Origin of the sequence: Marinobacter sp. EhC06, from assembly GCF_001650915.1 — a bacterium.
Lineage (GTDB): Bacteria > Pseudomonadota > Gammaproteobacteria > Pseudomonadales > Oleiphilaceae > Marinobacter.
Genome location: NZ_LXYO01000023.1, coordinates 988,819 through 1,012,812 on the forward strand (window position 1 = coordinate 988,819; position 23,994 = coordinate 1,012,812).

General features: G+C 61.1%; 23 protein-coding genes. 10 read left to right on the top strand and 13 right to left on the bottom strand.

Annotated elements, in window-relative coordinates; translation table 11 throughout:
- Positions 1–17 precede the first annotated feature (17 nt).
- The 10 genes from A8B84_RS14345 to A8B84_RS14390 all read left to right on the top strand — a co-directional run bounded on the left by A8B84_RS14345 (position 18) and on the right by A8B84_RS14390 (position 9,691).
- Positions 18–752: an alpha/beta fold hydrolase gene (locus tag A8B84_RS14345; protein ID WP_064229809.1), complete on the top strand. Its 735-nt coding sequence runs from the start codon at positions 18–20 to the stop codon at positions 750–752.
- A 91-nt stretch (positions 753–843) separates the two neighbouring features.
- Positions 844–1,461, top strand: coding sequence for a glutathione S-transferase family protein (locus tag A8B84_RS14350; protein WP_064229810.1), 618 nt, complete (start codon positions 844–846; stop codon positions 1,459–1,461).
- 36 nt (positions 1,462–1,497) lie between these two features.
- Entirely contained in the window at positions 1,498–2,106 is a 609-nt protein-coding gene (locus A8B84_RS14355) for a DUF4202 domain-containing protein (RefSeq protein WP_064229811.1), read from the top strand.
- 98 nt (positions 2,107–2,204) lie between these two features.
- On the top strand, positions 2,205–2,909 hold the full coding sequence (locus A8B84_RS14360) for a response regulator transcription factor (RefSeq protein WP_064229812.1): 705 nt from the start codon (positions 2,205–2,207) through the stop codon (positions 2,907–2,909).
- On the top strand, positions 2,906–4,258 hold the full coding sequence (locus A8B84_RS14365; protein ID WP_064229813.1) for a sensor histidine kinase: 1,353 nt from the start codon (positions 2,906–2,908) through the stop codon (positions 4,256–4,258). Before A8B84_RS14360 ends, A8B84_RS14365 begins: the two co-directional genes overlap by 4 nt.
- 87 nt (positions 4,259–4,345) lie before the next feature.
- Positions 4,346–6,331 carry a TonB-dependent receptor domain-containing protein gene (locus A8B84_RS14370; RefSeq protein ID WP_201257893.1) on the top strand — a complete coding sequence of 662 codons (1,986 nt, stop codon included), beginning with the start codon at positions 4,346–4,348 and terminating at the stop codon, positions 6,329–6,331.
- A 7-nt stretch (positions 6,332–6,338) separates the two neighbouring features.
- Positions 6,339–7,487, top strand: coding sequence for an ABC transporter substrate-binding protein (locus tag A8B84_RS14375; protein ID WP_064229814.1), 1,149 nt, complete (start codon positions 6,339–6,341; stop codon positions 7,485–7,487).
- Positions 7,484–8,581 carry a FecCD family ABC transporter permease gene (locus A8B84_RS14380; RefSeq protein WP_064229815.1) on the top strand — a complete coding sequence of 366 codons (1,098 nt, stop codon included), beginning with the start codon at positions 7,484–7,486 and terminating at the stop codon, positions 8,579–8,581. The genes A8B84_RS14375 and A8B84_RS14380 overlap by 4 nt, the downstream gene beginning before the upstream one ends.
- Positions 8,578–9,369 carry an ABC transporter ATP-binding protein gene (locus tag A8B84_RS14385; RefSeq protein ID WP_064229816.1) on the top strand — a complete coding sequence of 264 codons (792 nt, stop codon included), beginning with the start codon at positions 8,578–8,580 and terminating at the stop codon, positions 9,367–9,369. The genes A8B84_RS14380 and A8B84_RS14385 overlap by 4 nt, the downstream gene beginning before the upstream one ends.
- A gap of 31 nt (positions 9,370–9,400) precedes the next feature.
- A complete protein-coding gene (locus A8B84_RS14390; protein ID WP_064229817.1) occupies positions 9,401–9,691 on the top strand; it encodes a DUF2218 domain-containing protein in 291 nt (96 codons plus the stop codon).
- Here the strand turns inward: A8B84_RS14390 and A8B84_RS14395 are convergent.
- The 13 genes from A8B84_RS14395 to rpe all read right to left on the bottom strand — a co-directional run bounded on the left by A8B84_RS14395 (position 9,667) and on the right by rpe (position 23,938).
- Positions 9,667–10,578, bottom strand: coding sequence for a sugar phosphate isomerase/epimerase family protein (locus A8B84_RS14395; protein ID WP_227512844.1), 912 nt, complete (start codon positions 10,576–10,578; stop codon positions 9,667–9,669). The two genes, A8B84_RS14390 and A8B84_RS14395, sit on opposite strands and share 25 nt — an antisense overlap.
- On the bottom strand, positions 10,533–11,549 hold the full coding sequence (locus A8B84_RS14400) for a DUF6005 family protein (protein ID WP_064229818.1): 1,017 nt from the start codon (positions 11,547–11,549) through the stop codon (positions 10,533–10,535). Before A8B84_RS14400 ends, A8B84_RS14395 begins: the two co-directional genes overlap by 46 nt.
- Positions 11,546–11,806 carry a phosphopantetheine-binding protein gene (locus A8B84_RS14405; protein ID WP_064229819.1) on the bottom strand — a complete coding sequence of 87 codons (261 nt, stop codon included), beginning with the start codon at positions 11,804–11,806 and terminating at the stop codon, positions 11,546–11,548. Before A8B84_RS14405 ends, A8B84_RS14400 begins: the two co-directional genes overlap by 4 nt.
- Positions 11,803–13,104 (bottom strand): AMP-binding protein, encoded by a 1,302-nt coding sequence (locus tag A8B84_RS14410; protein WP_064229820.1) that lies wholly within the window; start codon positions 13,102–13,104, stop codon positions 11,803–11,805. Before A8B84_RS14410 ends, A8B84_RS14405 begins: the two co-directional genes overlap by 4 nt.
- A complete protein-coding gene (locus tag A8B84_RS14415) occupies positions 13,101–14,930 on the bottom strand; it encodes an IucA/IucC family protein (RefSeq protein ID WP_082905166.1) in 1,830 nt (609 codons plus the stop codon). Before A8B84_RS14415 ends, A8B84_RS14410 begins: the two co-directional genes overlap by 4 nt.
- Complete coding sequence (locus tag A8B84_RS14420) at positions 14,917–16,749, bottom strand: IucA/IucC family protein (RefSeq protein WP_064229821.1); 1,833 nt, start codon at positions 16,747–16,749, stop codon at positions 14,917–14,919. The genes A8B84_RS14415 and A8B84_RS14420 overlap by 14 nt, the downstream gene beginning before the upstream one ends.
- A 74-nt stretch (positions 16,750–16,823) precedes the next feature.
- Positions 16,824–18,197 carry an MATE family efflux transporter gene (locus A8B84_RS14425; RefSeq protein WP_064229822.1) on the bottom strand — a complete coding sequence of 458 codons (1,374 nt, stop codon included), beginning with the start codon at positions 18,195–18,197 and terminating at the stop codon, positions 16,824–16,826.
- 27 nt (positions 18,198–18,224) lie between these two features.
- Positions 18,225–19,037, bottom strand: a complete 813-nt coding sequence (gene trpC / locus A8B84_RS14430) for an indole-3-glycerol phosphate synthase TrpC (RefSeq protein ID WP_064229823.1) — start codon at positions 19,035–19,037, stop codon at positions 18,225–18,227.
- 170 nt (positions 19,038–19,207) lie between these two features.
- A complete protein-coding gene (gene trpD, locus A8B84_RS14435) occupies positions 19,208–20,236 on the bottom strand; it encodes an anthranilate phosphoribosyltransferase (RefSeq protein WP_064229824.1) in 1,029 nt (342 codons plus the stop codon).
- An 11-nt stretch (positions 20,237–20,247) separates the two neighbouring features.
- Entirely contained in the window at positions 20,248–20,829 is a 582-nt protein-coding gene (locus A8B84_RS14440; RefSeq protein WP_064229825.1) for an aminodeoxychorismate/anthranilate synthase component II, read from the bottom strand.
- A 16-nt stretch (positions 20,830–20,845) separates the two neighbouring features.
- Entirely contained in the window at positions 20,846–22,333 is a 1,488-nt protein-coding gene (gene trpE / locus A8B84_RS14445) for an anthranilate synthase component I (RefSeq protein WP_064229826.1), read from the bottom strand.
- Between the two features lie 232 nt (positions 22,334–22,565).
- The gene (locus tag A8B84_RS14450; RefSeq protein WP_064229827.1) at positions 22,566–23,255 is read right to left on the bottom strand and encodes a phosphoglycolate phosphatase; all 690 of its coding nucleotides are present in this window, start codon (positions 23,253–23,255) and stop codon (positions 22,566–22,568) included.
- On the bottom strand, positions 23,252–23,938 hold the full coding sequence (gene rpe / locus A8B84_RS14455) for a ribulose-phosphate 3-epimerase (protein WP_008173385.1): 687 nt from the start codon (positions 23,936–23,938) through the stop codon (positions 23,252–23,254). Before rpe ends, A8B84_RS14450 begins: the two co-directional genes overlap by 4 nt.
- Positions 23,939–23,994: the final 56 nt, after the last annotated feature.

Here is a 23,994-nt window from a genome sequence, read left to right on the forward strand (position 1 = left end):
TTTATCGGAACTTCTGTATGCACTGGATTCTGTTGCGGGGGCTCACTAGGGAACACGCGCACTGGGGAGATTTTCCGTCTTGCCTGCGGGAAGCGTTTCCCGACTACCAGTTCCATACGGTTGATCTGCCTGGCACGGGTGTGCACTATCGGGAAAACAGCCCGTCAACCGTGACGGCTATCCGGGAGAAGGTTTCCAGGCAAGTCAGCCATATTCCCGGACCCTTCAGCATTCTGGCGCTCTCGATGGGTGGTATGGTGGCACTGGACTGGGCCCAGCACGCCCCCGAGGGCCAGATTCAAAATCTGGTTCTGATCAACACCAGTTCCGGCTTCAGCCCACCCTGGCAGCGCATGCGGCCGGGAGCCTGGCCAAGGGTGCTGCGCCTGTTGGGGCGCCGGGAGCTGTTTGATCGCGAGCGGGACATCCTGAGGCTTACCTCCAATCGAGAGATCCCCTTATCACTGGCAAAACAGTGGTACAGCATCCAGCGGCAGCGCCCTGTCAGCCCCCGAAACGCCCTCAACCAGCTGACTGCAGCGGCCCGCTATAAGCCAGGCGAGAAGCGCCCGCTGACAGACGCCCTGGTGCTGGCCAGCCGGGGTGACCGTATTGTTCATTGGCGCTGCAGTGCGGCGCTGGAAGAACGCTGGCAATGGACCATGAAACTGCACCCGGATGCAGGGCATGACCTCCCCCTCGACGACCCGGAGTGGATTATCCAGCAGCTCCGCAACTGGTTGCCGCGCTAGCGCCGGTTGCTTGACGCAACTCTTCTTTCCGGTCAGTCTTCTCGTTTTGAACTGCCAAAGCCGTCATTGATAAGGAACGGAGCCGATAATAATGAAAATCTTCGAAACCAAAACCGCCCCCAACCCCCGCCGCGTGCGCATGTTCATGGCCGAGAAAGGTCTTCTGGACAAGGCCGAGTTCATCGAGATTGATCTGCAGAAGGGTGAAAACCTGACCCCGGAATACACCGCCCGGAATCCGATGAAAAAGGTGCCGGTCATGGAGCTGGATGACGGCACCTGCATTGCTGAGACCATGGCGATCTGCCGTTACTTTGAAGAGAGCTACCCGGATACGCCGAGCCTGCTGGGCGACACCCCTCTGGAAAAAGCACAACTCGAACAGTGGCTGCGCTGGATCGAGTATTACTTTTTCATGCCCACCGGCATGTGTTTCCAGCACACCACCGGTTACTTCAAGGACCGGATGAACCCGATCAAGGCGTGGGGCGAGGAGTGCGGCAAGAACGTGGAGAAGTTCATGCACTTCCTCGACAAGCAGCTGGAGGGCAAGGAATACATCTGCTGCGACCGGTTCACGGCCGCCGACATCAATGCCTTTACCACTGTGGCCTTTGCCCGCGTCGTCGGTATCCGCATCCAGCCCGAGCAGACCAATCTGCAGGCCTGGTACGACCGCATCAAGGCCCGTCCTTCGGCCCAGGCCTGAGGCCCGGGCTACCTTGGAACTCGAAGAGAAACGTTAATGACCACAACGGATTCAAGCCTCCTATGCGCGTTGGCTGCGATTGACCTGGCGAATAAGGCCGACCCGAACCAGGAGCGGGTTGGCGATGAACTCCTGCCAAAGGAGTATGCCTACAGCCTGCACATGACCCGCTGGCTGTTCGAGCTTGAATCCGAACCGTCCGAACGCATGCAGATCGCCTGCCGGGCCCAGCACATAGAGCGTTGGACCATGCCGCGGAAGGACTATCCGGAAGGCCGCAAAGCCTATTACCAGTGGCGTCAGGCCTGTGGCCGGATGCACGGCGGGCGGGCGGCGGAAATCATGGCAAAGTGTGGTTATCCGCCGGCCGAGTGTGAGCGGGTAGAGACCATCCTGACCAAGCGTGAACTGAGGCAGGATGAGGACACGCAGCTCCTGGAAGACGTTGCCTGCATGGTGTTTCTGGAACGATATTTCGCGGATTTCTACGAGGAAAAAGCGGACTACGACCGGGAGAAGTGGTTACGCATCGTGCGCCGGACCTGGGGCAAGATGTCTCCCCGCGGGCACGAAGCGGCGTTAAAGCTGGCGGAAGGCATGCCGGCGCACCTGCAGGCTCTCATGGAAGAAGCGCTGGCCGGGTAAAGCAAAGAATTATCGGAGCCTCCATTTCCCCTGGGGCTTGCTGTGATGATTGCTCTTTTCATATGATAATTATTCTCATATGAACGAAGAGCAATATCATGCGAGCGTCCGAACGTTTCAAGCCCCGGGTTCTGATTGTCGAAGACGATCCCACCCTGAATCATCAGATAACCAGCCTGCTTGTTTCGAGAGGGTATAGCGCCCACCAGTGCTACGAGGGCGAGGGTGGTCTGATGTCCGCGCTCAGTCAGCGTTTTGACCTGATACTGCTCGACGTTCTGCTACCCAGCCTTGATGGATTCGAGGTATTAAACCGCCTTCGCAAGACTCACCAGACACCAGTGATCATGCTTACCGCCTGCGGTGCTGAGGAGGACCGTATCCTCGGCTACAGCTGCGGTGCCGATGACTACGTGCCTAAGCCCTTCAGCTTTACCGAACTGATGTTGCGCATTGAGGCGCTGCTCAAGCGCACCCTGGGTAGCAGGGACCAACGGGCCGACCCGGATACCCTCACCGTTGGGCCGTTGACACTGAATCGTCCAGTCTTGTCGGTGCATTTCGACGAGACCCCGGTTACGCTCACCCAGATCCAGTTCCGTTTGCTGTGGATCCTGCTGCGGCACCAGGGCGAAACGCTCAGCAAACCCTATCTCTACCAGGTGGTCCTCGAGCGGGAATTCAGCCGGTACGACCGAAGCCTGGATATGCACCTTAGCCGGGTGCGGCGGAAACTGGTCGAGGCGGGAATGCAGCCGGATCGCTTGCAAACCCTGCACGGCAAAGGGTATTGCTTCCAGTGAATCATCGTCTGTTGTGGAAACTGTGTGGCACGCTGGCCCTGGGCACCCTCGTACTGTTCTGGACGATTTCGTTTTTGGGGGCCGAGACCGAGCAGAAGATGAGTTTCATTGCGGAGCAGCATCAGCAAACCATCAAGGCCTGGGGCCGGACCGCTGAGCGGCTTTACCAGTCAGGGGATGAACAGGCCCTTGCACGCTGGCTGGAAGAACTGCAGGCGCGCGAGAATACCTGGGCTGCAGTGGTGCGTTCTGATATCCAGCCCCTGGCCGAGAGCCGGCTGACCGATCGGTTTCGTGAGGGGTTTCGCCTGGGCCGGAGTGTGGAGTGGAAAATCCATCTCTACTTTGTCGAGAACCCGATCATGGAAGTGACCTTTGCCGATCCGGCTCTACATTTTCTGGTGCTTTTGCCCGAACGGATGCGACCGGGAACCTATCTTCCCGAAATCAAACTGATGCTGAAACTGGCCTTGCCGCTGGCGGTCCTGGTGATCATGTGCCTGGTGATCTATCGCCACCTGATGACCCCCCTGCGTCAGCTTGAGTTCGCCACGCGTCAGTTTACCGACGGCAATCTCGGAGTGCGGGTCCGGGCGATGTTGGGTAACCGTAATGATGAGCTTGCGGCACTGGCAGAGACCTTTGACCGAATGGCTGAGCGCACCGGCACCCTGATCCTGACCCAGCGTCGCCTGATTGCGGACCTCTCTCACGAGCTGCGTACGCCGCTTGCCCGGATTGAAATGGCCTTAAGCTGCGGGCAGGAGGGAATCGATACCCCGCATCTGCTGCCCCGCATCCAGCGTGAATGCGGGACAATGCGCAACCTGGTTGAAGACACCCTGACGCTGGCCTGGCTGGAGAATGAAAAACCCAGCCTCAGCGAAGAAACCCTGGACCTGATCGATCTCTTGGACAGTATCCTCGACGATGCCCGGTATGAATATCCGGACCACACCATTGATGCGGAGTTGCCCGACGGGGCCGAACTTGCCGGAAGCAGTCATCGGGCACTGGCCCAGGCCATTGAGAATGTGATTCGCAACGCCTGCAACTACACGCCGGCGGGCGGGACGGTCCGGATCAGTCTCAGGGCGAGCGAACGAGGTTATCGCCTCGAAGTGGCCGATCAGGGGCCGGGCGTACCATTGGAGCAGTTGGATCTCATCTTCAAACCCTTCTTCCGTTCGGCCAAGGCGCGGGATCACTGGCCGACCGGTTACGGTTTGGGCCTGGCGTTGGCCAGGCGCCAGGTAGAGGCAACAGGCGGCTGGATACGCGCGGAGAATCTGTCTTCTGGCGGTCTGTTGATGCGTATATGGCTACCTATGAACGCTAGTGAGAATTAGTAACAAATGTAAAAGTTCTTCACATTACCAAAGCTTCAAAGAAGAATGTGCGCCAAATAGGAATTAGTCGCATTAAACGGAGCGCACATGAGTACCCATATAATCCGGACCACGACCCGTCCTGCACCCCGCTGCAAGCCGCTTTGCCTGGCGATCGCCACGTTGATGGCGAGCCCTCTGGTGCTGGCCCAGAGCGAGACTGAATCCTTGAAGCCGATCGAAGTTACCGCTGAGCGCAACGCCGAGAGCGATGTCGTGGTGACCGAGGAGCAGATTGAAAAGTTTCAGGCGAGCGACCTTGAAGATGTGTTTGCCAGCCAGCCCGAGGTCGCTGTGGGTGGTTCCGTCGGTATTGCCCAGAAAGTCTATGTCCGGGGTATCGAGGATCCGCTGTTGAACGTCACCATAGACGGTGCCACCCAGGCCGGCGCGCTGTTCCATCACACCGGCCGTCTGGCGGTGGAGCCGGAACTGCTCAAGCGGGTTGAGGTGGAAGCCGGCGCGGGTCGGGCCACCTCCGGTGCCGGTGCTCTCGGTGGCGCTATCCGGTTTGTCACCAAGGATCCGGAAGACCTGCTGCGCCCGGGCGAGCAGTTGGGCGCCCTGGTGAAGTTTGGTTCCTTCTCGAACACCGACGGTTACCGGGCCAGCACCACGCTGTTTGGGCGCCTGAGTGACCGCTGGAGCACGTTGGTGTCAGTTAACCAGAGTGACCATGAGCGCTTCGAGGACGGCGACGGCAATGAGATTCCCGGCACAGACTCCCGCCAACAACTGGGCTTCGCCAAGATCGTCGGCCAGCTCCCGGGCGACCAGACCCTGAAACTGAGCCATGAGGTTCGTACCGATGAGGGCGAGCGACCGCAGCGCCCCCAATGGCAGATCAGTGGGTTCAACCCGCTTTATGACCTGGACGGTCGCCGCGACACCACAACCGTGAACTATGGATTTGAACCGGCGGCCAACCCGCTGGTGGACCTGGGCCTGACCGTATATTACACCGAGTCCGAGCTGGAACAGAACGTGGTCAATCGCTGGGGGCGCTATTTTGGCTTTACCCGCAGCATCGGTGGGGATCTTCGCAACAGCTCCGAGCTGGGCAGCCATACTCTGACCTACGGGGTGGACTATCGCGAGGACAGGGTCAATGCTGGCGGTGCCGCCAATCGTCGGGCCGAGGAAGAGAACGGAACCGTTACCGGCGTCTACCTGCAGGATGATTACTGGCTCACTGACCATCTTCTGCTGAGCGCCGGCGTGCGATACGACGACTACCAGCTCGACGACAACAACGACCAGAGCTTCAGTGAAAACGACGTCAGCCCCAACGCCAACGTGGCCTGGGAAGTGATCGATGGCCTGACCCTGAGGGCCGGCTACGCGGAAGCCTTCCGGGGCCCGAGCACCCACGACACCTTCAAGATCGACCGGGCCCAGAACGATCCGGACCTGAAGGGCGAGAAGGCGAAGAACAGGGAAGTGGGTTTTGATTACATCTACCGCAACTTTACGCTCTCCGGTGAGGTCTATCGCTCGGAAATCCGGGATGCCATTGCCGATCCGCTGTTCGGGCCGGTGATCTACCAGAACATCGGCGACCTGGAATCCGATGGCTACCGCATCGGTACCAGCTATCACTGGCAGGGTCTGCAGGCCGGGCTGAGCTTTCACAGCAACGAGGCCGAGGTCAACGGCGAGCCGCTGACCGTCTACGTCCACAACCTGCTGGGCAACAGCATCGGAGACACCTGGGTGGCGGATCTGTCCTACCGCTGGGACCGCAACTTGGAGTTCGGCTGGCAGGGCCGCTTTGTCCAGGGTATCGACGATCTTGAAACCTCCGTCGGCACCATCGACAAGCCCGGTTATGGCGTACACGACCTGTTCGTGCACTGGCTGCCCACCGGCAACGAAGACTTGCGCCTGACCCTGACCGTCAAGAACGTAGGCGACAAGCAGTACATCGACCACGCCAGCAACGCGGACTACGAGAGCATTCCCGGCTACGAGGGCGTGATTGGCCTGCCCGAACCCGGCCGGGATATCCGGCTTGGTCTGGCCTTGCGGTTCTGAGGTCCCGATGCGTCTGAATCCATTGCATGCCGCCCTGTTGGGCGGCGCTTTGCTGTTGTCTGCATCCCTGGCCCAGGCGGCGAGAACGGTGACCGACCTGGCCGGACGCTCGGTCACCGTGCCCGATCAGGTCCAGCGGGTGGTGCTGGGAGAAAGTCGATACATACCGGCGCTGGCGATTCTCGAGGGCGATCAGGTGGTGGGTCGCCTGGCTGGACTGCTGCCGGATTTTGAAAAAACCGATCCGGCGGGCTATGCCCAGTATCTGGACCGTTTTCCGGCCCTGGCCGAGGTGCCACGGGTGGGTCATGCCTCGGCCGACAGCTTCAGTCTGGAGAGTGTCCTTGCCATGGGCGCGGATCTGGCCATTTTCAGTGTTGAGGGGCATGGTCCCAGCGCTCACAACCGGGCGCTGATCGACCGGCTGGAGCGGGCCGGTGTGGCGGTGGTGTTCGTGGACTTTCGCCAGGACCCCCTGGTCAATACCCCCAGAAGCATTAGCGTGCTGGGTGAGGCGCTGGGCCGGGAGGCTGAAGCACGGCGCTTTAACGCCTTCTACCAACGCGAGCTGGCGCTGGTTACCGACGTGGTGAAAACGATTCCCCGGGACCAGTGGCCGACGGTGTTCCTGCACAGCCGCGTGGGCCTGCACGACAGCTGCTGCGAAACCATGGTCCACGGCATGATGGGCCTGTTTCTCGAAGCCGCCGGCGGCCGGAATGTTGCCGCCGATCGGATCCCCGGTGTCAGTGGTGTGTTGAACCTGGAATACCTGATTGCCGATCAGCCGGATCGCTACGTGGCGACCGCCATCGGATCCGGTGGCCTGGCAACTCCGATTCAGCAGCAACCCTACGTGGTGTTGGGTGCCGGCGTGTCGGAAGCCATCGCCCGGCAGTCGCTGCAACGCATCACCAACCGTCCGGGACTGTCGGCGCTTACCGCGGTGCAGGAGCAGCGGGCGTTTGCGATCTGGCATCACTTCTACAACACACCGCTGAACGTGGTGGCCGTGCAGGCGTTGGCGCGCTGGTTCCATCCCGAACAGCTGGGCCACCTGGCACCCGAGCAGACCCTGGCGACGTTCTATGAGCAGTTCCAGCCCCTGCCCCTGAACGGCACTTACTGGGTGGCCGCCAAGGGAGAGGCGCCATGACGCTGGCGTCCACAACGGAACACCTGCCAACCGCGAAGACGGTTGAACCCGGTGAAACCCTCGCCGGCCAGTATCGCCGTTTTGTGGTGCGCCGGGTGATCTGTCTGGTGGCTTTGGCCCTTGGCTGTCTAGTGGCGCTGCTGGTGGATGTGGCATCCGGCCCGGCCATGCTTGGATTGATGGATGTTGTCCACGGCCTCCTGAACCCTGACACACTGGATGCCGGTACCCGGGTGATTATCCAGGATATACGTCTTCCCTATGCCCTGATGGCGGTGGTGGTCGGCGCCTGCCTGGGCCTGGCGGGCGCCGAAATGCAGACAGTCCTCAACAACCCGCTGGCCAGTCCCTACACCCTTGGTGTGGGCGCCGCAGCCACCCTGGGAGCCTCTGTCGTCATCGTGTTCAACCTGTCGCTGTTCGGTCTTGCCGCGCACATCCTTCTGCCGCTGTCGGCGTTTGTCTTTGCGGCGGCTGCCTCCCTGCTGATTCTGTTGCTCTCAAGAACACTGGGCGCATCGGTTCATGCGGTGGTGCTGTTCGGGATTGCGTTGCTGTTCGGGATCAATGCCGTGGTGGGCCTGATCCAGTTTGTCGCCGATGCCGAATCGGTTCAGCAGATCGTGTTCTGGACCATGGGCAGCCTGGCCCGGGCGTCCCTGGACAAGGTGATGATTGTTGCCGTCGTTCTGGCCGCCTGCCTGCCGTTTTCCCTGCGCAACGCCTGGGCCATGACCCTGCTGCGCAGCGGCGAGGAGCAGGCCCGCAGCCTGGGCATCCGGGTGGAGCGGATGCGCCTGCTGGTGTTGCTGCGGGTCAGTCTGCTGACCGCCGCGGCCATGGCGTTTGTGGGGGAAATCGGCTTCATCGGGCTGGTGGCGCCCCACATCGCCCGCCTGATGCTCGGAGAGGATCACCGTTTTCTGTTGCCAGGCGGCGCCCTGGCCGGGGCCCTGCTGCTGTCGCTGTCGTCCATCGCCAGCAAGCTGCTGGTGCCCGGCGTGGTACTGCCGGTGGGCATTGTCACCGCTCTGGTGGGTATTCCCCTGTTCATTGCCCTGATTGTCGGGCGCAGCCGGAGACTTGCCCTGTGAGTCTGAAACTGACAAACGTGACCGCCGGCTACCGCCGCCATCCGGTATTCCGTGAACTCTCGCTGCCGGCCATCGCGCCCGGCTCTCTGGTTGCGGTGGTGGGACCGAACGCGGTGGGCAAATCGACCCTGCTCAAATCCCTCGCCGGCGTTCTGCCGGCCCGCGGTTCGATTGCCCTCGGCGGACAGGAACTCGACCGCCAGAGCCCCGGCGAACGGGTCCGCCAGATTGGCTACCTGCCGCAACCGCTGCCCCAGGCCATTCCCCTCGTGGCCTACGAGACCGTATTCAGCGCCTGCCGGTCGGCCCGGAGTGACTGGAGCCGGCGGGAAACCGAGCAAGCCATCGAGGCAGTCTTTGAAACCCTGGGCATCCGCGAACTGGCGCTGAAGCGCCTGTCGGAGATGTCGGGCGGCCAGCGCCAGATGGTCGGGTTGGCCCAGGTGCTGGTGCGTCAAACGCCACTGCTGCTGTTGGACGAGCCAACAAGCGCCCTGGACCTGCACTGGCAGCTCAACGTGCTGAACGCGGTGCGCGCGGCAACCGCCAATGACCGGGCTATCGCCCTCGTGGCCAGCCACGATCTGAACCTGGCTTTGCGTTTCTGTGATCAGGCACTGGTGCTGTCGCCCGGCGGCCGGGCAGAGCTCGGGGAGCCCGAGCAAGTCCTGACTCCGGGGCTGCTGGCGGACACCTACGGCATCGAAGCCCGTATCGAGCGCTGTTCCCGGGGCCACCCCATTGTCTTGGCAGACAATCCGCTGTCTGCCGCGCGTCAATCCCTTTGACACACTATTCACTCACACCAAGGAGTTCGCGATGCCAGCCATGAATGCCCGTGTCACCAGTGCCAACCCCGGTCGCCTGATCAATCGTTTGGCCAAGCATTTCCGCCACAAGATCGAGTCGCAGTGGACCGAAACCGACGGCGTCCTGACGTTCTCGATTGGGGTGTGCCGCCTAACAGCGGTTGATAACGCGCTGCGGCTGGAATGTCAGTCCGACACGGAGAAAGAACTGGAAGAGCTTGGTCAGGTGGTGGCCTCGCACCTCATCCGCTTTTCCGGGGATGAGGTGGCCGAGGTTCATTGGCAGACGGCTACGGCCTGAGACTGGCGACTCTCTTCAAGTAAGCGCCGCAACTGGCGCAGGTCGCTTTCCACGACCCGGTAACTGTCAGGGCCGAACCACTCCAGGGAAATATCCAGTGGATTGGACTCGGCCGGTCGCCGCCAGTTTGCGAGCGCCGCCAACAGCGGCCGGTAGTCGCAGGCGCCCTCAAGAACCGGCACCATGCCGTCGCGACACCCGGCCGGCGAATAGACGTTGGCGGGTGCGAACACGCCCAACTGGCTGTAATGCCCAATGTTCTTGAAGTGGCAATGCCGGATCCACTTCGCCAGCTGCTCGAAGGCGGTGCGGGGATCGGCCCCGGATTCCCAGACGTGCAACACATCGAAGTTGATGCCGAGGGCCGGATGGTCGGCGTCGACCAATAGCGCTAATGTGGATTCCACGGTATCCGCCAGGGTTCCGGGATGGGTTTCCAGTATCAGGGAAAGGCCCTCATCTGCAACGCATTGGGCCAGAGTCCGAAGGCGACGGGTCAGCCCCCGACGCCGGTCCGGCGATACATCTGCGCTGCCCAGGTGGCCTGCGAAGGTTCTGACCTTGGGCGCCCGCCAGCGACGTGCCAACCGGCACAGTTCCCGAGTGTGGCGGATGGCTTCCACCTCGCTGCCCTCCAGTGGGAGGTAATCACTGACCATCGGCACTGTCAGATCCTGAGAGCGAAGCCAGTGGCCGTCCAGCTCCGGCTGGTCAGCAAGGTGGCGGGCATGGACGCCCCACAGCTCGATGCCGTTGAACCCCTGCGTCTGCGCCCAGGCAGCGAGTTCCCGAAGCGACACCAGGTGGTGACGAAACGAAATGGTACAGAGGTGGAAGCGAATCATGGCAATACCTCTGCGGTCTTTCTGGTGGGCACCCCAGGGCATAGCCTCGACTCTGCATGCTTCTGCCAGTGCCGAAACAGAGCCAGTAGCTGCGCCTTGATGGTGAACTCACGGTCATCCTGTTCATCCAGAAGCGCTTCCACACCCGCCAGCAAGGCATCATTCCCGGACATGGCGAGTTTTAGGGTCCGATACTGGATCTGGGTGTAGGTTTTCACAAGTCGATCAATGTCCTCGCACACAGCCTCGAACCAGGAGTCGCCCTCGGCGGTTAGACCCTGATCCTCAAGCAGCCAGGCAAAGGCATGTTCGTAGGCGTACTTGCGAATGGCCATAACCGGTATTTCCCGAAACGCACCGGGCAGTTGATCCAGAGGCCGGACCGCCCGGGCTCCAGCATGGGCCCGGAAGATCTGGCGAAGCGCGTCCGTAAACGGGTTGGTGTCAGGTTTCATGCACTGGGCGAAATAGGCGGCCACAGTCTCCGCCGGCGTGTGGCGAATGTCCAGACCGTCGAACCAGAATCCACCGGCCGCGGCCGGTGAGCGCACTGAATCCAGAATCCGGTCCTTCGGCAGTGGCCCTTCCCAGCGAAAGTCGGGGTCGGACATGAACCACTGGTCCGGGTCGTCGGTGGCCTCCAGCAGCACGTAGTGCGGGAAGGGATTCTGGTGGAACTTGTTCTCCCGTTCCGGCAGCCGGAACAGGTCTAGCATGACCATCACCTGGCGATCTTCCGGTCGGTTCTCCACCAGTGACACCAACTGAAGGATGTTGGCCTCCTTGGATTGGTCATGGTCGTACCAGGGCTCGATGCGCACGCCGTATAGCAACCGGTACCATTCCCGGAACTGGTCATGGCGTGTATGAGGCGAGTGGTAGGACAGCACGAACCGGCTGTCGACGGAAAAGTCCGCATCCCATACGCCAAAGTAGAAGGGGCGATGGTCTACGCCCGGGGTCCGCTTGATCAGCTCGCAAACGCAACTGACGAAGCAGTGTACCTTGATCATCGGGACACCTCCGCGCTCTGGCAGCCCGCAAGGAGGTTCTCGAGGTCTGCCACCGTCTCTGGTGGATTGGCCAGCAAGGCTTCTTCGGGCAGATACAACCCGTGTTCCAGCTCCAGATGCACAATCAGCTGCAGCAGCATGATGGAATCCAGGGCCAGATCGCCGTTCAGACGGGCGCTGCCGTTGAACGCCGCCAGGCGGGCGTTGGGCAGATGCTGTTCGATGACGATCTTGATGGCGTCGCGGGCAGCCGTCATGCCGGCACCTCCTGCTTGCGCGCTGCTGTCGGCTCGTCAATGCTCAGCAACCGACGGCTGACCTTGCCGTTGGCAAGGCGTGGGATGGCATCGACCTGTTCCAGCAACGCGGGCACCTGGTGGGGCGAAAGTCGGTCCCGGCTCCATTGCCGGAGATGGTCAATCTCCAGTTCTGCATCTGCCACGAACCGCAGGCACACGCGCTCCCCGGCAAAGCTGTCCGGCTGCTTGAACGCCACAGCGTCGGTGATGCCCGGGTAAGTCAGAAACACGTCCTCCACGGCACCGGGGTAGACGTTGATGCCGGCGACGTTGATGGTGTCGTCGGCGCGGCCTAGGAAATGCAGGTCGCCTCGGGTATCGAAGTACCCCAGGTCTCGACTTTGAATTTCCTGGCCGGTGGCCTCCACGGTGATCTGGATTTCGTCCGGGCACTGGGCGGAAATCCCGGCCTGGACTGCAAGATGGGGCAGGGGCTGGCCAAGCTGACCGGGTTCGTTCAACGCCGGGGCCAGGGCGACACACCCGGCTTCCGAACATCCGTACTGTTGACACAGACGCTGGCAGCGGCCCTGAACCTGGCGCAGCACCGGCGCCGGCAGCGGCGCCCCGGAGAGCATGACAGTATGCAGCCGTTCGGTCGCGGGCAGCATCTGTATCAGCAGGCTCACCAGAGTGGGAGAGGCGTAGAGTAGATGATCGGGGACCGATTTCAGTTGGGCCAGAAGGAAGCGGGGATTCAGGCTGGTGACTACGTGTGGCTGGGCTCCTCGCGCCAGGGACGCCAACACACCGCAGATCAGGCCGTAGGAATGGGTCACCGGGCAGGCCACCACGGGGGTCAAGCCCCGGGCCTCGATGAACTGGGTGACGTAGGCGTTCACCTCAAGGTCTATGTCCCGCCAGGAGCGGGCGATGGTTTTGGGTTTGCCGGTGGTGCCGGAGCTGAGCTGGATCAATTCGCCGCCGGTCACCGAGGGTGCCGGGGTGTCGTTTATCGTCTCGGGCAACGCGCTATCCAGGCCGTCGCCGAACAGCAGCAGGTTGCATCCGGTATCCAGGGCCAGTGCCCGTGCAGCGTGGCGGGGGGTGCCCGGGTGGATCGGCAACACACTTGCGCCCCGGTCTTTCAGCCAAAGGCAGAGCGCCAGCCAGTCGGCGGTGCGTTGCAGACAGACGGCCAGTCGCATCCGCGACGTGTCCCGAAACGAATCCAACGTCGTCAGCGGCTGGACCAGCCGCTCACAATCCGTCTGGCTATAGGAAGTATTGTCGACATGGAACAAAGTGGCGGTCACGATAACCTCTCCTGATGGTAATCGTTGATGGGTTTGGGTACTAAGGGCGCCTCAGCCGTCAGCGCATTGGGCACCTGGTGGCTGGTTGAGGCTGCGTCGGTTTGCAGCTTTCGCCGCAGCAGTGATTCGGTCCGGATCCAGGGCCGGTCCCAGCCAAGCTTGGCCAGGCGGGGGCGCAATGCCGGGTGTTGCGCGCCATAGTTGGCAAGCAGGCGGTGGATCTGGCGCCAGAACCGGCGTTCATCGAAGCCATAGGCCTCCTGCAGAACCAGCGCCAGCTCGCTGAGGTTGTAGATAAACAGGGTGTCCATCACCAGCTCCCGCAATGCTTCCGGTCCGGACATGCGGTAGAACTGGTTGTCCGGGGCCCGGCTATAAAGACCCTGGCGCGGGCCGAAGTCAGGTTCCGGAATGTCGGAGGGCAGATAATCCCGGGCGTATTCCACACTGTCGTGGAAATCCCGCAAAATAAGGGCCTGGGGCCAGCCGTTGCGGACCACCAGCAGGCTGTTCTGACCGTGGGCCTCAAGGCCGATGCCGTGGGCTGCCAGCATGTGCCAGACTGGCAGAATCACTGTTGCCAGTGTCGCCTCCAGCCAGGGCTGCAGCCCGTAAAGTTCAACCCAGGGGTGGATGAAGGGCAGTCCATCCGGCTCCCACTGCGCCAGAGCATTTAGCGGAATCGTCTGCTCGTCCTCGGCCAGGCGCGTGGCAATGGAGGAGCGCCAGATGGCCGCCAGTTCCCCTTCGAGGCCAAGCGCCTCCCGCGAGGACGGTTCCCCTGCGGAAAAGGAAAGGCTGGCATACTCCGACAACAGCCTTAGCGGGTAGGCCCGGGCAAAGCGGGGGTCGGCATCGACCACAGACTGCAGCCATTGGCTGATCACCGGCGCCGAGGGCACCGAGTGAGGTTCCAAATGCCGGCGGGAGGAAGTGTTATGGATGCCCAGGGGAAGCTTGATGCAAGCCCGGGTTGGATCACTCATGTTGAACAGTGATCGCAACGACTGGCTTGGCCGGTAACGATCACCCACGGGGCCCAGGCCGTGGATATCCAGGGACGCCAGCATTGGCGCCAGGTTACTCTGGCTCAGCGCCTGCCAGTGCCATGGGTGGGCGGGCAAAGGGCCATAGTGTTGCCAATCCAGGCCTGCCCGATGAAAGGCTGCACGCAACAGGTAGGCTCCCTCCGCACCAAGCTCGGCCTGCCAGAAGGCCATCTCCGGCACGGGCAGTTGGCGGGTCAGGCGGGCCCGTGGCAGGGCCAGCCAGTGAAGCCTGAAGCCTGCGCTCGTCTCCGGGCTGTACCGAAGGAGGTCGTTTTCGTGCAGCCCCAGGCGGCTTTTGTAGCAGGGGTGGTACGGGTGTCCCTCATGCAGAGCCCGATCCAGGTCCTCGCCGTGCAGCTGGCGCCGATTGGCCAAATGATACGAGTGGCGCATGGCATCGAGCCGCCGCGTGTTAGCGACGGTTGCAAGCAGCTCGTGCAGCAGCCGGTCCCGGCCGGCCTCGGTGGTCGGTAGTTGACTGGCCAGGGTCGACAGGTCGGTGGCCGCCCTTCGACCATTCACAGTTAGCATCAGTGTGTCCAGATCGAGACGCAGGCGACCAAACCCGCGGACACGGCCCAGGCATCGCCCCTCCAGGGCGCCCAGAGTGAAACTCAGCCACTGCCAGCCAGCAGCGCCCGGCCTGGTCAGGCCATAGCCGATGACTCCCTCGAACATCAGGGCCTCTAGCAATTGGCGCATGACCCGCTGCCCGGCTGATTCGCTGAGGGCCATAACTGGACCCAGTCCGGCGGTGTCGGCATCAGGCGACATCATGACCCACCTCGGCCATGTTGTTCATCGTGCTTGGAGTTTGGCTCGACTGGTCCAATCGATACAGTGGATTGGCGATGCTGGTGTAGACTGCCATTTCCAGATCGGCATTCAGTTCATCGACATCGTGCACCCGGGTAAGGAGATTGCCTTTGTAGGGCAGGCGGCTGTCTTCCAGCACCATGGTAACCAGAGCGAGAGCCGGCCCGGTGAGCGTGGCGCGCTGCGAGCGCAGGAAATGCCGCAGGTTTTTAAGCAGCTGGATCTCGGGGAGAAAACCGTCGCCACCCAGTCGGGCAACGACTGAAAGCAGCTGGTTCACGAACAGGTAATAACAGAAGCGATCCCGGATCATGGCATCCCGGTAGAACAGCTCCGGGGTCTCCTGCAGATCGGGGCACAGCGACAGCAGTTCCTCTCGCCGGCTTTCCGACAGATAGTAGCCCTGGTTGTCCCGGTAAAAGCAGAGTTGCGGGTAGCCACCGCTGATATCCAGCAAGCTGTTCTGCTGATGGGCCTCCAGGGCGATACCGTGGTCGTCATACAGTCTCAGGGCAGGGCCAATGGCACAGTCAAGGTAGTGTTGAAACCAGTCGCGAGCCACCGCAGTCATGCTGCGGTTTTCATTCAGCGCCAGCCCTTCAATCAGGCCGGACAGCCGCGAGTGCCTGCCCGGCAACGGATCCTGGGTCAGCGCCGCCAGGCTGACAATGCCGGCATCCTGGCCTCGTGGGAACGGATTGTTTCGGAAGATGACTTCGAAGCCGCTTTCGCACTGCCCCGGCAGTTTGACGGTCAGGTAGGCCGGGTCCTCAATGATCCGGAACTTTGTCTCCGTACTGGCAAAGCCGGTTTTGCGGATTAGCCGGCTCATGGCCACCCCGGCTTTGAGCTCATGGCGCTTGCTCACCCGGAGCGAATTGGTCACCTTCACCGGAATTGAGAATTTCAGCATCCATTCCGACTGCTCGCTGTAAACAGTCCGGACCGAGGAGGTGGCGGAGAATTCCGGCCCCAGCGCGCCCAGAGGCTGGATCAGCCCCTGATCCATCGCCGCCATGACGTCCGGCTGCAACAGCAGCCAGTCCGTCTGCAGAGGATGGGCGGGCACCAGGTAATGATCCTGTGGCAGATTGAGCGAGCCTTGGCCGAGGCTGAGCAGGGTTTCCGCCATGGTATGGGCGGGCAGTGGCGCGTCAGAATCCTCCTCAATGCAGGCGGTGTGTACCAAGAAGTAATGCAACCGGAAGCGTCCGGCCAGTTCCGGTGCGTAGGCATCCTGCTGCCAGGCGGCCATGCCCTGGCGGCTTTTCGGCGTGGGGTGGGTGGCGTGGCCAAATAGCAGGGACTGTTCCGAGGCAATAAACCGGTTGTCGCGCAGTGCCGCGTCGCCCCTGCGATGCTCGACACAGCGGATCATGACGTCATAGCTGTCGGTGAGCCGATGGAGGAACTCCAGTTCCCTGCTTTTCCGAAGCTCGGGCACCATGCCGGCAGAGAGTGAGTAGAGTTCCCGCACCAGAAGACAGAGGGCATGGAACGGCTCGATATCGGACCAGCAGTGACGTGCCTCCAACCATTGCCGGACCCGGCCATACCGGTGCCGGCCGACGGCGGACCGGTACAGAACATCAATGGCCAGTCGCGAGCGCTGGCTGCCAAGGACAAGCTCACAGACCCAGGGGCCGAGGAACCGCCCGGACACGTCATCGGTTCGGGCGCTGGCCACCTGCCACTGCCCGAAATCCACCTCTTGCAAGTAACAGTGCAGGAAGGCCTGAAAACTGGCCTGTTCGGCAATCGCCCGGGCAGACGGTCCCATGTCCTCTCTCCAAATCCGAAATTTGGATCAAATCTAAATGAGAATCGAATGCATGTGAAAGGGTTTTACATTTTTTACAATTGGGCGCTGGCGGCCACGACGCGATGGGGGCGAAAACGCAAAAACAGCGCCACCGCCAAACCAAAGGTCAGCCATTCCGCCAGGGGCAGCGCCACAAGGAGTGGCCAATCCGGCGCAAAGTGGGCGATGGCAACCAATAGAAGTGCAGGCAGCACCAGGCTTCGCGAAAAGGCGACCATAGCCGAGGGAAGGGCCTTGTGCATGGCCGTCAGGTAGACCGAGAGCAGCACATTCATGCCGTTGACCAGGAACAGCGGCCAGAGTATTTCGAGGAACTGGTCCGCCAGCCGGGCCGTTGCCGGATCGGCGGAGGTATCGAGAAACAGTCGGACTACCTGGTTTCCGAACAGCCAGGCGGTGACCACCAGGCTGACCGCAAGTGCCAGGATGATGACGGCTCCACGGCCCATAAATCCGCGGATCCGCCTGGCATTGCCCGCGCCCAGGTTGTGGCTGATCAGTACGTGCATGGCATCGGATATGCCATAGAACATCATCAGGCTGAGAAAAATCAGGTAGTTCACCACGGTGAAAGCGGCAACACCGGCCACGCCCTGTGTGGTCATCAGCAACCAGTTGATTAGCAGCATCACCAGCCCGACGGACAGCTCGTTGATCCACTCAGAGACCCCATTGCCAAAGGCTCTGGGGATCTCGCGCCAATTTGTCTGTCGGAACTGGAACATCAGCTTGCGGCCGGCTTTGCGGAAATAGCGGGCCAGAACCGCGAACTGCAGTATCTGCGCCAGGCCCGTGGCCACGGCGGCACCCCTTAGACCGTAATCCAGATAGCCCACCAGCAAGGCATCCAACAGGATGTTCGCACCGGCACCAATCACCAATGCCGTGGTCGCCAACACCGGGAAGCCGTCCACCCGGACAAAGTAATACAACACCATGGTGACCAGCTGGGGCACCAGCACCCAGATGATGACCAGGAAATACTCGGACATCAGGGGATAGATTTCGGCAGAAGCGCCCAGCAGCCGGTAGATGGGGTCGTGGAAAAGCAGCCCGGCGATTGCACCCGTCAGCGACAGGGCCAGGGTTGCCATCAGGCATTTGCTGAACATCGACGACGCAGCGTCCGGCCGGCCTTCACCAAGATAGCGACCGGCCCGAACCGTGCCGCCAATGGCTAGTGCCAGGGCAATACCAAACAGGAAGGTAAACCAGGGGATCAGCAGATTAAGGGCTGCCAGGGCTTCCGCCCCGGCGAAATTGCCAATAAAGATGCCATCGACGATATTGGCCGTGGTCAACGCCAGAAGCCCGGCTACCGAGGGCAGGGCATACCGGAAAAAAACCGGCCAGTAGGGGCCGATCAGAATAGGATTATCGGATTCCCTGTTGCTGACTTCGTCCATGGAAAATCTGACCGTTGCCGCCCCGAATCAGTAAAACAGTTCACTGAGTTTTTCTCCGGGCTCCGGCGCCCGCATGAACGACTCACCCACCAGGAACCCGAAGATGCCACGGCCGGTCATGGCCTCGACATCGTTGCGAGTCATTATGCCGCTCTCGGTAATGGTCAGCCGGTCTTGTGAGATGCGTTCATGCAGTTCAAACGTGGTGTCCAACGACACATCGAAGGTATGCAGATTGCGGTTGTTGATGCCCACCAGAGGCGTCGTCAGCGTCAACGCATCATCCAGTTCCTCGCCATCGTGCACCTCCACCAGTACATCTAGCCCGATCTCATGGGCAATACCTTCCAGCTCCTGCATCTGGTCTTTGGTCAGGCATGCGGCAATCAGGAGGATGCAGTCGGCGCCGATGGCGCGGCTTTCGTAGACCTGGTAGGGAGCGACCATGAAGTCCTTGCGGATCACCGGCAGACTGCAGGCACTGCGGGCAGCGACCAGGTAGTCCTCGTGGCCCTGGAAGAAGTCGCGGTCGGTGAGTACCGACAGACAAGCGGCGCCGCCTTTCTCGTAACTCTCGGCAATCACTGCTGGTTCGAACGGATCCCGAAGAATGCCCTTGCTTGGTGAAGCTTTTTTGATTTCTGCGATGACAGCGGGAGCCCGCTGTTCAATTCGGCTGCGCAGAGCGTCGGCAAAGCCTCTGGCTGCAGGTTGATCCCCAGCCATGGCTTTCAGGTCTGCAATGGAAACCCTCGGTTTCCGCTCGTCGATCTCTTCCCACTTCCGATCAACAATCTTTCGAAGAATCGTCGGCGTCTTGTCCAAATGTCGTTCAGTCATTAGCGGCCTGCAAATCAGGTGATTGGGCCGGTGGCGGGGACCTTTCCAAAACACGCCCGTGAATACGTCCCTGTAGGGCTTGGCGTCAGCCATCCATGGCTGACGACAGTTTTGGAAAGGTCCCCGCCACCGACCCGTCGAGCTTGGTTATTGCCTTCGTTTTGAAAGGCTCAAAAACACTGGGAAAAATCAGCCAGCTCTGACATCTTGCCGGCAGCTAGACCAGAGCCCATGGCGTCGAGGGCCATATCCACACCTTCTTTCGGCGTCTTGGCCAAACCAGCGACATAGATCGCTGCGCCGGCATTGAGGGCAATCAGGTCCCGGGCTTTCTCGGCCATTTCGTCGTGACCACGACCGAAAGCTGCTTTGATGAGATTCAGTGAGTCGTCGGCGGTGTCCACGGTCAAGCCCACCAGAGCCTGGCTCTTGATGCCAAGATCCTCCGGGGTGATGTCGTATTCGGTGACCTTGCCGTCTTTCAGTTCAGCCACATGGGTGGCGCTGGCCAGACTGATCTCGTCCAGGCCATCCTTAGAGCACACCACCATGATGTGCTCCGCCCCCAGGCGATGCAGCACTTCCGCCATCGGGCGACACAGCTCCCGGTTGAACACGCCCACCAGTTGGCGCTTAACGCCAGCGGGATTGGTCATCGGGCCGAGGATATTGAAAATGGTCCGGCAGCCCAGTTCCTTGCGGGGGCCAATGGCGTGTTTCATGGCGCCGTGATGGGCCGGGGCGAACATGAAGCCGACACCGATTTCCTCGACGCAGCGGGCCACTTCCTCCGGTTTCATGCTCAGGTTGATACCTAGCTTTTCCAGCAGGTCGGCACTGCCGCTCTTGGATGAAACAGCCCGGTTGCCATGTTTGGCCACAAAGCCGCCGGCCGCGGCCACCACAAACGAAGCGGCGGAAGACACGTTGAACAGGTTGGCGCCATCACCGCCGGTGCCGACGATGTCTACCAGAGGTTCGGCCTTGACCGTTACCTTGGTGGCCAGCTCGCGCATGACCTCGGTGGCACCGGTGATTTCATCAATGGTTTCGCTTTTCAGACGCAACCCCATCAGAAACGCGCCGATCTGGGCGTCCGTGGCCTCGCCGTTCATGACGATACGCATCACGTCCTTCATTTCCTCCCGGGACAGGTCCAGGTTGGAGGCAATGCGGTTGAGAGCTTCTTTCATGTCCATGTGTCGGCCTCTTATTGTGTTCTCAGAAAGTTGCGCAGCAGCTCGTGACCCTGTTCCGTCATAATAGACTCCGGATGGAACTGCACGCCCTCAATGGGCAGCGTCTTGTGGCGAACCCCCATGATTTCCTCGATGGAACCGTCGTCGTTGCGGGTCCAGGCGGTCACTTCCAGGCAGTCGGGCAGGGTGGTCTTGTCAATCACCAGACTGTGATAACGGGTCGCCTGCAGCGGGTTGCTCAGGCCACGGAATACGCCCGTGTCCTTGTGGAATACCGGGGACACCTTGCCGTGCATGACCCGGCCGGCGCGAATAACGTCACCGCCGTAGACCTGGCCAATGGCCTGATGGCCCAGGCAGATTCCCAGGATTGGCAGCTTGCCGGCAAAATGCCGGATGGCCTCCATGGAGATACCGGCCTCGTTCGGGGTGCAGGGGCCAGGGGATATCACCAGCCGTTCCGGGTTCATCGCTTCAATCTGTTCGATGGTGATTTCATCGTTGCGATACACCTGCACATCGGCGCCCAGTTCTGCTAGGTACTGCACCACGTTGTAGGTGAAGGAATCGTAGTTATCGATCATCAGCAACATAATCTGTTCCTCCGCCTCAGTGGTCGAAATCGTTGTAGGTCATTGCCACCGCACGGAAAATCGCGCGGCCCTTGTTCATGGTTTCCTTCCACTCGAGGCGGGGCACCGAATCGGCTACCACGCCGGCGCCGGCCTGGATGTGCAGGGTGTTGTCCTTGATCACGGCGGTACGGATGGCAATGGCGGTGTCCATGTTGCCGTTGAACGACAGATAGCCCACGGCGCCGCCGTAGACGCCGCGCTTGACCGGCTCCAGCTCGTCGATGATTTCCATGGCCCGGATCTTGGGCGCACCACTGAGGGTGCCGGCGGGCAGGGTGGCCCGCAGCACGTCCAGGCAGCTGGTGTTGTCTTTCAGCCGGCCGGTGACGTTGGAAACAATATGCATCACGTGGGAGTAGCGCTCCACGATCATCTTGTCGGTGAGCCGAACCGTTCCGGTTTCCGACACCCGGCCGGCATCGTTGCGGCCCAGATCGATCAGCATCAGGTGTTCGGCGATCTCTTTCGGATCGGCCAGCAGTTCCGCTTCCAGGGCCTTGTCCTCGGCATCGGTGGCACCGCGCTTGCGGGTACCGGCGATGGGGCGGACGGTGACTTCCTCGTCTTCCACCCGGGCCAGGATTTCCGGGGAGGAGCCCACGATATGGAAGTCCTCCAGGTCCAGGAAATACATGTACGGGGACGGGTTCAGCACCCGCAGCGACCGGTACAGGTTCAGCGGTGGCGCCTCGAAGGGAATCGACATGCGCTGGGAAATCACCGTCTGCATGACATCGCCGTCGAGCACGTAGCCCTTGATCTTGTCCACCGCGGCTTCGAATTTGTCCTGGGTAAAGCCGGAGATGAAGTCGCTCTCGTCCACGGTCTTGCCACGAAGGTGTTCGGGCGTGCGGGGCGCGTCGGCGGTTTGCCGGTGCAGACGGTTCTCCAGTTCATCAATTCGGCTCTGCGCCTTGTCAAACGCGCCTTCCTCGGCGGGATCGGCATGCACGATCAGGTGTAGCTTGCCCCGCAGGTTGTCGAACACCACGATCTCGTTGGACACCATCAACAGGATGTCGGGCGTGCCGATTTTGTCCGGGGGGCAGCTCTTGCGCAGCCGTTTTTCGATGTAGCGCACGGTATCGTAGCCGAAGTAGCCCACCAGGCCGCCGTTAAACCGGGGCAGCTCGTCCAGATCCGGTGCATGGAAGCGCTTCTGGTAAGCCTCGACAAAGGCCAGTGGATCGTCCACTTCTTCGGTTTCGACAATCTCGCCGCCGCGGCTGATTTCGACCTTGTGGTCAAAGACCTTCAGCACCTCGTGGCTGGGCAAACCAATGATCGAATAACGGCCCCATTTCTCGCCGCCCTGGACGGATTCGAACAGATAGGAGTAGGGCCCGCTAGCCAGTTTCAGATAGGTGCTCAGAGGCGTATCGAGGTCGGCCAGAACCTCGCGGTACACAGGGATGCGGTTAAAGCCGGCGTCGGCGAGCTCGGCGAATTGCTCGGGTGTCATGGTGCGGTTTCCTGAAATCTGATCTGCATTGTGGACGGAAGCCTGCGCTTCCGTCAGGTGCTGCGGGCTCGACGGGCAGGTGCCGGCCAGCCTCCGGGCTTGCTCAGCCGGTGCGCCATCGCCACCATCGTGTTGCGCGGGTAGTCAGGATGCCTCGCGCTGCAGTCAGATTCAGTCCCTGCACGGCAGGAATCTCCCGTAAAGACATGCTCAATGTAAGTTCCTTGTGAGATTACAAAAGCTCGGCCAGCGAATCAACAACCGCATCGGCACCGAGGGTATCCACGGCGGGCCCATAATTGTATCCGTAACGGACTGCCACGCAGGGAATGCCTGCTGCCAGTGCGGCATTAATATCGGCCCCGGAGTCGCCCACCATCACCGTAGTTCCCCGGGTTCCTCCTAAAGCCTCCATGGCATGAAGCAGGGGCGCGGGATCGGGTTTCTTGACCGGGAGGGTGTCGCCACCCACGGTCAGATCAAACCAGTGGTCCAGTCCCATTTGCTCAAGCAATGGCGCCACAAACTGTTCCGGTTTGTTGGTGACGATGCCCAGTCGGCAGCCCTGGTTCTTCAGATGCGTGAGGCAGGCCTCGACACCGGCATAGACCACTGAATGCTGCCCGTTGATGGTGCCGTAGGCGTGATAGAAAATCGCCAGGGCATCCTTGAACAGGGCATCGTCTTTAGGCCGAGCCGGTTCCCAATCTACCTGGCCGGCCAGCGCCCGGCGAACCAGAACGCTGGCGCCGTTGCCTACCCAGTTTCTCACCCGGTCAATGCCGGCCGGAGAGCGGCCAAGGTGTTCGAGCATCTGATCAACCGCTGCCGCCAGATCCGGCGCACTGTCCACGAGGGTGCCGTCGAGATCGAACAGGGCAACGCCCGGCCAGCGGGGATTGAACAAACCCGCCAGGCTCATTGGCTGATCACCCTGCGGGCCTGCTCCAGTTCTTCGCGCATGGCATCAATGGTGGTTTTATAGTCGTCGGTGTTAAAGATGGCAGATCCCGCCACAAAGGTGTCGGCACCGGCCTCGGCGATTTCCCGGATGTTCTCGGTCTTCACGCCACCGTCGATTTCCAGGCGGATATTGTAGTTACTGGCATCGATGCGTTTGCGGGCCTCCCGGAGTTTGTCGAGCGTGCCGGGAATGAACTTCTGGCCACCGAAGCCGGGGTTTACCGACATCATCAGCACCATGTCCAGTTTGTCCATCACATGATCCATGTAATGCAGCGGCGTGGCCGGGTTGAACACCAGGCCCGCCTGGCAGCCACCGTCGCGGATCAGCTGCAGTGAGCGATCAATGTGGTTGGTCGCTTCCGGGTGGAAGGTAATGTAACTGGCCCCGGCGTCGATAAACATACGGATGAGGTCGTCCACCGGCGACACCATCAGGTGCACATCGATGGGCGCGGTTACGCCGTGCTTGCGCAGCGCCTCGCAGACCATGGGGCCAATGGTGAGGTTGGGTACGTAGTGATTGTCCATCACATCGAAGTGCACCACGTCGGCTCCGGCGGCCAGCACGTTATCGACTTCCTCGCCAAGACGGGCGAAATCGGCGGACAGGATGGATGGGGCAATCAGGTAAGGATTCATGACGGCTCTCTCACAACAATGGATAATGGCTTGGTCAGCGGTCCCTGCCGCACATT